Source organism: Vreelandella olivaria, assembly GCF_023507745.1.
GTDB lineage: Bacteria > Pseudomonadota > Gammaproteobacteria > Pseudomonadales > Halomonadaceae > Vreelandella > Vreelandella olivaria_A.
The window spans coordinates 39814-51670 of record NZ_JALPZO010000039.1 but is presented as its reverse complement, the minus strand read 5'-3'; the positions used below and the strand labels follow the sequence as shown (position 1 = coordinate 51670).

Genomic DNA, 11857 nt, shown 5'->3' with positions numbered 1-11857 from the left:
ATTGACGCCAAAAAGGAGAGTAATTCCCATGAGCGACTACATACTTGATAACGAGCCACTAAGCCCTGGGGTTATTTATCGCTTGCTATCAGGCAGCGTATGCCCAAGGCCCATTGCATGGGTGGCGACACAGGATCAGCAGGGTAATACGAATCTGGCGCCGTTCTCCTTTTTTAATGTAGCCAGTGTCAATCCACCTATTCTGGCGTTTTCTCCGCTTCTGGATGGAAGTGCAGAACCTAAAGATACCCTGCGTAATCTACGGGAAGTGGCAGAGTGCGTGATTCATATTGGCAGCGAGTCACTTATTGAAGAGCTCAATACCACCAGCGCCAGCCTCCCACGAGGGGAGGATGAGTTTCTGTTGGCCGGCCTGAAGAAAGCGGAAATGCCGGGTGTCAGTGTACCGCGCATTGCCAATGCTCCCGTTGCGTTTGGTTGTACGCTGCGTGACTTGATCAGTTTTGGTGACCAGCCCCTGGCCGGCACATTAGTGCTCGCTGAGGTGATCGCCATCCATATGGATGATGCAATATGGGATGGTCGTCATGTGGATATGGATGCACTCAAACCTGTTGGGCGTTTAGCGGGCAGTGATTACATTCGAATTAGCGACCGTTTTGTGTTGGAGCGACCTGCCTAACCTAAAAAATGTTGCGTTATCCAGCATTTGAGCTGTGTTTGCCTTAAGTCGTATAGTCTTCCGCCGATATTAGTCATGTTGTGAATCGATGACAGGCCTGTGGGCGGTTACTCACCGTCAACTCGCCGCTTTGTCTAAGCGATATATGCATTACCTCTGACACAAGCGAACACGCATAATGAAAAAGACGTTAAGTATCCGAGCTATGTTAATTAGCCTTTTCGTTGCGGCGGTATTGGGGGCAGTGGTATTGGCTGCTACCGGCTGGGCAACCAACCAGCGGCTTATTAATGCTCAACATTACATCACGGGCGATGTGCTGCCACTACAGGATGCCAGTCGTAGCCTGGTACTGGCCACGGGGGCCTTTGGTCAGCGCCATGCTGATTTGCTTGCTGCTGAAAGTGAAGATGAACTGGCAAGTGTGACCCCGCGTAGCACGCTTAATGAGAGGTTTATTCAAGCGCGGGAGGGTTTGAACAGTATTGAGCAAAGGGGGCAGGCGGACCAACTGGCTGCCCTGGATCACCACTACCAAACACTGGTAGAGGGGGATGAAGCGCTGGAGGCTGTTCGCAGAGAAGCATTGGGTTTGCAGGTGCAAATGGCCGCCAGAATTAGTCAGATGGAGGCCGCTATCCCCAATGTGGTGTTGAGTGCTGAGGAAATTGCGAGCCACACGGCGCTTGCGCAAACCCGCCGCGAGCTAAGCCAGCGGGACTTGATGGAAGCCTGGAGAGATGAGGGCACCACCACGCTACCCACACAACTACTGGATGATATGTTTGCTCCGCGGGTGGATATTGGGCGTTTAAGCGGTCACGTGCGTATGGCTCTGGCCACGCTGTCTGACCTTAGCCACCGGATGATGCAGATCAATAATATTGATGCACTGGCGGATTTACGTAATAACGCCATTCCTCAGCAAGTCTCGCTAGCCAGGGAGTCATTGGTTGCTATTGCACAAGCGCCCAGCACTGAAGTTGAGCAGCGTGAGATGATCAACAATTTGGATAGTGTGCTCCTTGAGCTGAATGGACTAATGGTGGAGGACGCGGATTCAGTCTTCGCGCTACGCCAACAGCAACTGGCGCTAGGCGCACAGGTACAGGAGGCACTGACAAGCGTTGCCCTAGCGACCGAAGAGCTGCGTCGTTCTCTCAATGACATTGGCGATGTCATTTTTGAACAGGCCACCAACGCTAGCAATGAAGCAGAGGTTATGGCCCACGCTGGCCTTACCCTATTAATTATTATTACGCTGGTTGTGATTGTTGTGTTGGCTATTTTTGGCTGGCGCACTCTGGTGCGTGTGCTGGGGCCTCTTGTTGCTATGCGCCAACAAATGGAAAATATAAGCGGTGCAGCCGGTGAAAACGCTGATCTTTCGATGCGCTTGGCATTGGAACGTAATGATGAAGTAGGGCAGACGGCGCAAGCCTTTAACCGCATGATGGATACCTTTGAAGGCATGGTGGCGCAAATTCGCACCAGCGCGGAAGCCATTGCCTCCAGCAGCAGGCAAATTGCTGCGGGTAACGAAAATTTATCTCAGCGTACTGATCAGCAGGCAGCTTCCCTGGCCGAAACCGCCTCCAGCCTTGAGCAAATCACTGCCACAATGAAGCAAACGGCTGATTATGCGGACCAGGCCAAAGGTGCAAGTGGCAATGTGGATCAGCGTGCCCGCTCTGCTGGAGATGTTGCAAAACGCACCACTGAGGCGATGAGTGAGATACGCCAGTCCAGCGCAAAAATCACCTCCATTATCAAAGCTATTGACGATATCGCTTTTCAAACCAATCTATTGGCGCTAAATGCCTCTGTTGAGGCTGCCAGAGCAGGTGAGCAGGGGCGTGGCTTTGCGGTGGTGGCACAAGAGGTGCGTAAGTTGGCTGGTCGTAGTGCGGAAGAGGCTGCCCAAATTCGTCATCTGGTGGACGACAGCGTACAAAAAGTGAGTGAAGGGGAGCATTTGGTCACCGCCTCCAGTACGCATTTGCAGGAAATTATTGATAGCCTGACGGAAGTGACCCGTTACGTGACGGAAATAGCCAGTGCCACCCAAGAGCAATCATCGGGTATTGACCAGATCAATCTGGCGATATCTCAGTTGGATGAGGTGACGCATCAAAATGCGCGGTTAGTCCAGGATGCCTCCAGTGCCAGCCAAACCCTGGATGAGCGTGCGAGCGATATGCATACCTTGGTCAGCCGTTTCCATGTTAACCATAGCGGTGAGAATCATAGTGGTGGGCAGCGTCCTATCTCGTTACCCAAACAGGAATCCGTTGCCCGTTTGAAGTAAACGCCGTCCCCTCTCAGCCCGTCACAGTTACCCGTTGGCGGGCTTTTTATTCCTGGCTGTTCACTGTAGTAACAGCGTACTACCTGCTTCAGAAAGGGAATTGTTAGTCTCATCCTGCACGCCATGGGTGTGCTCTCCACCTCAATTGATAACGACAAGGAGTATTGAGATGAGCAGCAAACGTATTTTAATGATTACTGGTGATTTCACCGAAGATTACGAAACCATGGTGCCCTTTCAGGCGCTGATGGCGGTAGGGCATCGGGTAGACGCGGTATGCCCCCATACAGTATCCGGGGATACGGTGGCGACAGCGATCCACGACTTTGAAGGTGACCAGACCTACACAGAAAAACCAGGGCACCGGTTTGCCCTAAATGCAGACTTTGCATCGATTAATCCAGCTGATTACGATGCGTTAGTTATCCCAGGTGGCCGGGCACCGGAATATCTGCGGCTTAACCAGGATGTACTGGCAATGGTGCGGCATTTCTTTGATACCCAAAAGCCGGTGGCGGCCATTTGTCATGGTGCACAACTGCTGGCTGCGGCGAAAGTACTCGAAGGCAAGCAGTGCTCCGCTTATCCGGCCTGCCAGCCAGAAGTGGAGTTGGCGGGCGGTCGATTTGCCAATCTGGAAGTGACTGATGCCGTCACTGATGGCAATTTGGTAACGGCTCCCGCCTGGCCTGCCCATCCTGCATGGCTTGCCCAGTTTATGGCGCTACTTGATAAGTAGGGTTCAATAAATTGCTTTTGCGCCCAGTACCGCTGGGCGCACTTTCCGGCAGCGCACTATGCTTAACGTGTCCCATATAAAACACCAGAGAGGGGAGTGGTGATGTGCAAACTTTTTATAGAGGCTGACCCTGAACTATGGCGAAGTGCCACTCACTCACTGCGCATTGATGGCATGGTCACCAGTGTGCGGATGGAAAACTACTTCTGGCGGTTGCTGGAAGAGATTGCCCAGCGTGATGGTATGAATACCGCTCAGATGATTACACGGCTTTACCACGAATCCATCGACGCAGGGCATGACCTGGGTAACTTCACCTCCTTTTTGCGCGTTTGCGCACTTCGTTATCAGGCCCTGCAACTAAGCGGAGAGATCCCCAAAAATGTCGAGGTGCCTATTGGCGGGCTGGATGCCAGGCAGATTCTTGCCCGTGAAGAGGTTGTCCGATCCAAGCAGGTACATTAACTGCAAGGCGCGCAGGGCGACTGTCTGGCTTGGCGATCATGAACAAGGAGAACAATAATGCTTAAGGGTAGCTGCTTGTGCGGTCAAATCACTTATCAATACGATGGGGTTATTGACGAGATTTCAATGTGCCACTGTCGCCAGTGCCAAAGAGCCCAGGGCAGTGCGTTTGCAGCAGTCGCACCTATTCGATCAAGTGCCTTTACCATTACCACCGGCCAACAGCAACTTGCTGAATTCAGGGCTAGCGCTAATAAAGCGAGGGTTTTCTGCCGACTGTGTGGCAGCCCGCTCTATAGTGCCCGTGATGACTTACCTGCTATTAAGCGGCTACGCCTGGGGACGTTGGATACGCCGGTAACGGCAAAGACGCAGTACCATGCCTTTGTAAGCAGCAAGGCAAGCTGGTTTAGTATTAGTGACGAATTACCACAGTTTGAGAGATTTAAACCTTCATGACACGGCCTGATTCCGAGACGGCACTTGGGTTACAAGTGCGCAAACTGCTAGGCACCGCGCCGGATGACGCGCTCCCCATGACCTACCAGCAGGTAGCCAATGCACTGGGGCTTATGCCGCCACGGACGATTCAGCGTGTCACCCAAGCGTTGGAGCAGCTTATGAGAGAGGACGCGGTGGCTCAACGTCCTTTTATTTCTTCACTGGTTATTAGCCGTCGGGGAGACGATATGCCTGCGGCAGGATTCTTCGAACTCGCTGTCCAACTGGGCCGATTTAGTGAAGATGCTTCTCGTCATGAAACAGATTACCGGGCTGAGCGTCAGCAAGCACTTGAGTCCCTGCGTTAGCTAATGCTGTTAGGGTTTGCGGAGCGGATCAAGCAGGCTGCTTAAACCATTGTGATCAATTTCATGCATCAAATGCAGAAGCTGGCCAATTTCTCCTGCTGGAAACCCTTCCCGCGCAAACCAGTTTAGGTAGGGGCCTGGTAAATCGGCGATGATCCAGCCTTCATATTTACCAAAAGGCATCGTCCGCGTAACAAGTTTTTCCAGATCTGCTGGCTTCATTGGTTAAATTCCTTTCATTCTCATCTAAGTTGCCTATCATATTCACTAGGACAACTAACTTTGTTAGACTTTCGTAGATAAATATTACCCCCTCGACGCTGGGCACCTACTGCACCGGCACCTTATTTCTGTATCGTCAGGGATATGACATGCAAAAACGTTTTAGCTTTTTATTCTGCTCGCCGCTTCTGGCGCTTACGGCGATGCCCGTTTCAGCAGAAGAGCCGGTTGATGTTGTGCTGATTGGTGGCGGTATTATGAGCGCTACGCTGGGTACCTATCTGCAGGAGTTGGAACCCGACTGGAATGTCCATCTTTATGAGCGCATGGATCAGGTTGCCCAGGAGAGTTCAAATGCCTGGAACAATGCTGGTAGTGGCCACTCTGCGTTTATGGAGATGAACTATACCCCTGATGACAGCGGCCATGTTGAGATTGAGCGTGCCGTTAACGTTACTGAACAGTTCGAAATTTCACGGCAGTTCTGGGCGCATCAGGTCGATAATGGCATTCTCGGTGAGCCGTCATCTTTTATTCGGTCGGTCCCTCATCTGGCACTGGTATGGGGCGAGGCGGATGTTGATTTCTTACGCGAACGTCATGCCACGATGACGCAGAACCCGCTCTATGCAGGCATGGAGTACTCGGAAGATCCAGCAGAGATTGCTGAGTGGATGCCGTTGGTGATGGCGGGCCGCGAAAATGACGACACGCCAGTAGCTGCCACACGCATGCAGATGGGTACCGAGGTCAATTACGGTGCGCAAGCCCGCCAAATGATCGAAGCGTTGGCGCAAAGCGATAACTTTACATTGGGCTTGAACAGTGAAGTGCGCGATTTAGAGCGCAACGATGATGATACATGGCAGGTGACGATTGCCAATCTGGCCAGTGGTGATGAAGCTACCATTGATGCCCGCTATGTGTTTATTGGCGCTGGTGGGGCCGCTTTGCCCCTGCTGCAAGCGTCGGGTATTCCCGAGGCTGATGCCTATGCAGGCTTCCCCGTGGGTGGGCAGTTCCTTTACACCACCAACCCCGAGGTTGTGTCACAGCACAGTGTGAAGGTGTATGGCAAAGCTGGCGAAGGTTCACCCCCCATGTCGGTGCCGCACCTTGACTTGCGTTACCTGGATGGAGAGCCTGCACTGTTCTTCGGGCCCTTTGCGACCTTCTCAAGTAAGTTCTTAAAAGAGGGTTCCTGGACCGACTTGTTTGGCTCAATGACCTTCAGCAATACCTGGCCAATGATGCAAGTCGGTATGGATAACTTTAGCCTGGTGCGTTATTTGGTCGGTCAGGTGCTGATGTCAGATGACGACCGTTTTGAGGCATTGCAAGCATTTTATCCAGAAGCTAACCGTGATGACTGGCAGTTATGGACGGCAGGGCAGCGGGTGCAAATCATTAAAAATGACCCTGAAAAGGGCGGTGTGCTGCAGTTCGGTACCGAAGTGGTAACGTCTGAAGACGGCACCATATCTGCCCTGTTAGGGGCTTCTCCAGGCGCTTCTACCGCACCTCCTATCATGTTGAGCCTCCTTAACCGTGTATTCCCCGACCGGGTTGTCAGTGATGAGTGGCAGGAAACCCTGACCCAGATTGTGCCTTCTTATGGTCAACAGCTTTCTGAAAACCCCGAGTTACTGAGTGAAGTACGCGCTTATACCGCACGGGTATTGCAGTTGGATGAGCCAATGAATCTGGCTGCTGCGGAAGGTACCGGAGAAGCTGTACAAGACGAAGCGACAGAAGAGAGCCAGGAAGGTGCCGAAGTAGACGATGGCGAGGAAGAAAGCACTGAGCAAGAAGCTACTGAAGAAGAAAACACCGAAGAAGAGGTGATAACTGAGGTGTAAGCGACGCAGTTGCTTCAGAGCTAAAGCGCCAGCCAGCAGGCTGGCGTTTTTATGCCACTCAAAAGGGATCAGATGGCGGTGCTGTCGCACAAATTAATTGGGCGAAGGCGCGTGTTGGTTCACTTAAGTGGCTGTTGACACGATGAACAAGGCCGATATCCCGATGAAAGGTGTATTCGCCGAGATCAATGGCTCGAACGCCTTTTGGCCAGCGCTTTAGTGCTTGCGGCTGGGGAACCAGGGCTACGCCCACCCCGTTGGCTACCAATTGAACAATGGCGTCTAGCTCATCAACTTCGCATACTTCCTGCACGTGGCAGTGATTCTCCCTTAAAAACCGATCCACCTGACGACCCCCAAAGGAAGCGCGGTCGTAGCGTACAAAAGGGTGCGTAGCCAGCAGCTCGCGCCACTGCTCGCCTTCAACTTTACGCGATGCAATTAAGCGAAATGGCTCATGGGCAAGGGGTGTCCAGCGTAAATCGCTATGCAGAGAAAAGGGCGGGCGTATGATCACTGCCATATCCAATTTGCCGGCATCCACTTGATTCATTAAGTCCATGGAAAGCCCCGGTATCACCCGTGAACGGCACTCTGGAAACTGGCGATGAAAGCGTGCCAGTATATCTGGAAGCAGCGTGCGCTGAATCGACGCAATCGCACCGATGTTGACCCTGGTACTCAGTCCCTGGCCGCTAGTGGATGCTCCAAGCGTGCTATATAACGCCAAGAGCGTATGCGCCTGCTGAAGGGTTTCCCGGCCCCGTTGAGTAAGTACCGCTGTTCGGCCATGACGCTCAAACAGTGTAACGCCCAAGGACTCTTCAAGACGCTTCATCTGAGCGCTAACGGCTGCCTGCGTCAGGCCAATTGTTTGCCCCGCTGCGGCAAAGGTGCCTTGTTGGGCAACCGCTACCAGCGTTTTAAGTTCTCTAATCATGTAGGCATTAATTTCATCAATAATTTTTGTGAATTAGCCAAAAAACAATTGATTTTATTTTCGTATGGCGCGTTTTAGGATAATGGCACGGTGGTGGTAAAGAGCGCTACCCATTTTAATAACGTACTTTTTCTGACTGGAGACGATAATGAGCCTTTCCCCTTTCCATCTGGCTATTCCTGTTTACGATGTTGCCCTGGCACGTGCTTTCTACAATGATGTGTTCGGTCTTGAAGAGGGCCGTTCCAGTGAGCATTGGGTCGACTTTAACTTCTTCGGCCATCAACTGGTTATTCACGAGCACCCCAAAACCCCAGGGCAAGAGAGCGCGCATACCAATCCAGTGGATGGTCATAATGTGCCGGTACCTCATTTCGGCGTTATCCTTGAGTGGGACGAGTGGGAAACACTGGCGGAGCGCTTGAAAGCGCGAGATACTGATTTTGTGATCGAACCCTACATTCGCTTCAAAGGTGAAGTAGGCGAGCAGGCGACCATGTTCCTACTCGACCCCTGTGGTAACGCGCTGGAGTTTAAAGCGTTTAAAGATAAGAGCCAGATTTTCGCCAAGTAAGGCTGATGGGCAGTTATGCCCGTAGCACGTATAGTCCCGGCTGAATTAGGGAAAATGCTTCGCTGGTCAATCGCGAGCGCTGTCTGGTTTATGCTATGGCTGTCCTACAATAAAAGTGGCTGCGCTTGATTAAAGCGCAGCCACTTTAAGTATTGGGCGGGGCAAGGCCTGTGTTATCTGCTTGTGATACGGTATAGGTAGAAACACCTGATTTTGCCTGCTGGGCTGGTTGTTTAACGGTAACGTCGTTTGGCAAAGTGGGTGGGTACGAAGTTTTGATCATATTGGCACACTGCGCGAAGTTACCGTGAACCTTGCTCTTATCGATAAGCGGGATTATTGCAAAAAGGAGTTTTCATGAGCCAAGCAACATCCTACGCGGCGTTTGCAGCGGATAAGCCACTTGCGCCATTTACGTTTGATCGTCGCGAGCCACGTGCAGACGATGTCGCCATTGAAATCCTTTACTGCGGTGTTTGCCACAGTGATCTGCACTTTGCACGTAACGACTGGGGAATGAGCCAATACCCTGTTGTGCCCGGCCACGAAATTGTTGGCCGTGTCACGGCGGTAGGCAGTGGCGTCACCCGTTTTAAAGCGGGTGACCTGGTGGGTGTGGGCTGCATGGTGGATTCCTGCCGCAGCTGTGCTGCCTGTAAAGATGGCGTAGAGCAGTACTGTCTGGAAGGGTTCACCATGACTTACGGCAGCCCTGATCGCCAGGATGGTACCTTAACGCAAGGTGGTTATTCTGATGCCATCGTGGTTAGCGAACACTTTGTACTGAAAATGCCTGATGGCATTGATCTGGCATCCGCTGCCCCCATTATGTGCGCAGGCATTACCACCTACTCGCCGCTTAAGCATTTTGGGGTTGGTAAAGGCCACAAAATTGGTGTTATCGGCATGGGTGGCTTAGGTCACATGGGCGTAAAGCTGGCGAAAGCATTGGGGGCGGAAGTCACCGTATTTACTCGCTCGGATGCCAAAATAGAAGAGGCCAAGCGCAATGGCGCGGACCATGTCGTGGTCTCCAGCGATCAGACACAGATGGAGGCTGTCGCGGGAACTTTCGATTTTATGCTGGATACCATTCCCGTTCAGCACGATCTGAATCCCTATCTGGCGGCGTTGACATATGACGGCACGCATATTCTGGTGGGGCTGCTAGAGCCTATTGAACCCGCGATTGAAGCGTTTAACCTGGTTTTCAAGCGCCGGGTCATCGCTGGGTCGCTGATTGGTGGCATTGCTGAAACTGAAGAGCTGCTTGCGTTATGTGCCGAGCAGAATATTACCTGCGATATCGAAATGCTGGATATCAATAACATTAACGAAGGCTTTGAGCGCATGGAAAGAGGGGATGTGCGCTATCGTTTTGTGATTGATATGGCAACGATTAAGAGTATGCCTGCTTAATCCATGGAGAGCCCAACGACCCACCGCTTAACGAGCGGTGGGTTTTTATTGGCTGAGGATATACAAAACACCGTTATACAAAGGTCTAGGGGGCGCCGTATTACGATGCATCATGCTTTACTCTGTTTGCTTGGGGGGACAACTATTTATAAAACATAAGGGAACTCGACCCATGAAGCACCTATCCATCAAGTGGAGTGTGACCGTTGCCCTGGCGCTGCTAGTCGTCATGATAGGCATGATCAGTGGGCTGGGGTTTTATGCCAACCATACCAGTCAACTAGCATTGGAAGAGCTGAATGAGACGAATGTTCGCTTAGCCAGTGTCGCCAATCGTACTCAGGTACATGCGTTAAGAGCACAAACATTTCTAGATCGCTACGCGAGTTTAAGCGCGCAGGGGGACCCTGAAAGAGGACAGGAGAGCCTGACGAGGGCCGTCGAAGCGGTTGCTGCATCCCAGGCGCGTTTTGAGTCGTTTCAAGCCGTGCCAGTGACACCGGAAAGTGAATTGGCGGTGCACCATGATGAAATAGTGGATGCCTACCATGCATTCGTCACCGAGGGTCTCGTACCTTTGCTGGAGGCTGCACCGTTTCAGATACAGCGCCGCCAGGAGGAGATTGGTGCCCTGGGAATGAATCTGGATAGGGCAATGAGTGACTTTGTAGCGTATACCGAGGCACATGGCCAACATGTTATACACCAGGTGGATAACCTAACCACCCTTATCGGTTTCATTGCCCAGGGCGTGCTGGTGATTTCTTTACTGGCAGCAATCGTTATCCGTTTTGCCATGATGCGAGGTGTCGTGAACCCGCTACAAGAAGCACTGGGTCATTTCGCCAGAATCGCGGATGGAGATTTAACCCACCGTATCGAAGAACGCGGACGTAATGAAATTGGCCAGCTCTTTATTGGTCTCTCAGCGATGCAGGAAAAACTAAAAGCACTGGTGACCGCGCTACGGGGGAGTAGCGAAATGGTCTTTAATGGAGCCGGTGATATCTCTTCAGGTAGCCAGGACCTGTCTTCCCGTACTGAGCAGCAGGCGTCAGCTCTACAGCAAACGGCGTCCAGTATGGAAGAAATGGCCACAACGGTAAGTAAAAACGCGGAGATAGCCCAGCAAGCCGATCAGCTATCGGTGGCGGCATCCCAGTCTGCGGAAATCAGTGGTGAAGAGGTTGAACGTACCGTGACGCTAATGCGCGAGATATCCACCAGTGCCGACAGGGTAAACGACATTATCGGTGTAATTGATTCGATAGCATTCCAAACCAATATATTAGCGCTGAATGCCTCTGTTGAAGCTGCGCGGGCAGGGGAGCAAGGGCGTGGATTTGCTGTCGTGGCCAGTGAGGTTCGTTTGTTAGCCACTCGCAGTGCGGAGTCAGCACGTGAAATACGCGGTTTAATAGAGCAGACAACGTCTAAAATCAGCAGTGGTGCAGAGCAGGCTGAACGTAGTGGCAGCACTATCACGCAGACGGTGGATGCCATCCGTCAGGTCACTACCTTGATGGGTGAAATATCAACGGCGACCCAAGAGCAAACCAGTGGTATCGATCAAATTAATGCCGCCTTAACCGAGATGGATTCTGTTACACAACAAAATGCAGCGCTGGTTCAACAAACCAGTGCTGCTGCGGGAGCGCTTGAAAGTCAGGCTCGTCAGTTGGCAGATTTGATGGCGACCTTCCGTTTGGATGAAGAGGAAAATCGCATCCTCAGCTCCAGTGGGCAGGCGCCTGCAGTCGTATCGACGGCCGCCGCCACGCCGCAGACCCGCCAGAAAACAACCGTCACTGAAGAGTGGGATGAGTTTTAACATTGAGATGGGACAGGCCACTGCTTCGATTTAGATGCAGCGGCCTGT

Annotated in this window: 12 protein-coding genes; 10 read left to right on the top strand and 2 right to left on the bottom strand. The window is 52.1% G+C overall.

Annotated elements, in window-relative coordinates; genetic code table 11:
* The first annotated feature begins 28 nt into the window (after window positions 1–28).
* The 6 genes from HP566_RS03415 to HP566_RS03390 all read left to right on the top strand — a co-directional run bounded on the left by HP566_RS03415 (window position 29) and on the right by HP566_RS03390 (window position 4964).
* On the top strand, window positions 29–643 hold the full coding sequence (locus tag HP566_RS03415; protein ID WP_249975862.1) for a flavin reductase family protein: 615 nt from the start codon (window positions 29–31) through the stop codon (window positions 641–643).
* Between the two features lie 205 nt (window positions 644–848).
* On the top strand, window positions 849–2951 hold the full coding sequence (locus HP566_RS03410) for a methyl-accepting chemotaxis protein (RefSeq protein WP_249975861.1): 2103 nt from the start codon (window positions 849–851) through the stop codon (window positions 2949–2951).
* Window positions 2952–3120: 169 nt separating this feature from the next.
* Window positions 3121–3690: a DJ-1/PfpI family protein gene (locus tag HP566_RS03405; protein ID WP_249975860.1), complete on the top strand. Its 570-nt coding sequence runs from the start codon at window positions 3121–3123 to the stop codon at window positions 3688–3690.
* A 102-nt stretch (window positions 3691–3792) separates the two neighbouring features.
* Window positions 3793–4155, top strand: a complete 363-nt coding sequence (locus HP566_RS03400; RefSeq protein ID WP_249975859.1) for a ribbon-helix-helix domain-containing protein — start codon at window positions 3793–3795, stop codon at window positions 4153–4155.
* A 57-nt stretch (window positions 4156–4212) separates the two neighbouring features.
* Complete coding sequence (locus HP566_RS03395; protein WP_249975858.1) at window positions 4213–4614, top strand: GFA family protein; 402 nt, start codon at window positions 4213–4215, stop codon at window positions 4612–4614.
* A complete protein-coding gene (locus HP566_RS03390; RefSeq protein WP_249975857.1) occupies window positions 4611–4964 on the top strand; it encodes a hypothetical protein in 354 nt (117 codons plus the stop codon). Before HP566_RS03395 ends, HP566_RS03390 begins: the two co-directional genes overlap by 4 nt.
* Before the next feature lie 9 nt (window positions 4965–4973).
* Here HP566_RS03390 and HP566_RS03385 read toward each other — a convergent pair whose 3' ends face one another.
* Window positions 4974–5186, bottom strand: coding sequence for a DUF3820 family protein (locus HP566_RS03385; protein WP_249975856.1), 213 nt, complete (start codon window positions 5184–5186; stop codon window positions 4974–4976).
* Window positions 5187–5335: 149 nt separating this feature from the next.
* Here HP566_RS03385 and mqo point away from each other — a divergent pair, with 149 nt between their 5' ends.
* Complete coding sequence (gene mqo, locus HP566_RS03380; protein ID WP_249975855.1) at window positions 5336–7045, top strand: malate dehydrogenase (quinone); 1710 nt, start codon at window positions 5336–5338, stop codon at window positions 7043–7045.
* Window positions 7046–7103: 58 nt separating this feature from the next.
* Here mqo and HP566_RS03375 read toward each other — a convergent pair whose 3' ends face one another.
* Entirely contained in the window at window positions 7104–7985 is an 882-nt protein-coding gene (locus HP566_RS03375; protein ID WP_249975854.1) for a LysR substrate-binding domain-containing protein, read from the bottom strand.
* A 148-nt stretch (window positions 7986–8133) separates the two neighbouring features.
* Between HP566_RS03375 and HP566_RS03370 the strand changes: the two genes are divergently transcribed.
* The 3 genes from HP566_RS03370 (at window position 8134) to HP566_RS03360 (ending at window position 11809) form a co-directional block, all read left to right on the top strand.
* Window positions 8134–8559, top strand: coding sequence for a VOC family protein (locus HP566_RS03370; RefSeq protein ID WP_249975853.1), 426 nt, complete (start codon window positions 8134–8136; stop codon window positions 8557–8559).
* A gap of 357 nt (window positions 8560–8916) precedes the next feature.
* Window positions 8917–9978, top strand: coding sequence for an NAD(P)-dependent alcohol dehydrogenase (locus HP566_RS03365; RefSeq protein ID WP_249975852.1), 1062 nt, complete (start codon window positions 8917–8919; stop codon window positions 9976–9978).
* A gap of 172 nt (window positions 9979–10150) precedes the next feature.
* Entirely contained in the window at window positions 10151–11809 is a 1659-nt protein-coding gene (locus tag HP566_RS03360; protein WP_249975851.1) for a methyl-accepting chemotaxis protein, read from the top strand.
* The last annotated feature ends 48 nt before the right edge of the window (window positions 11810–11857 follow it).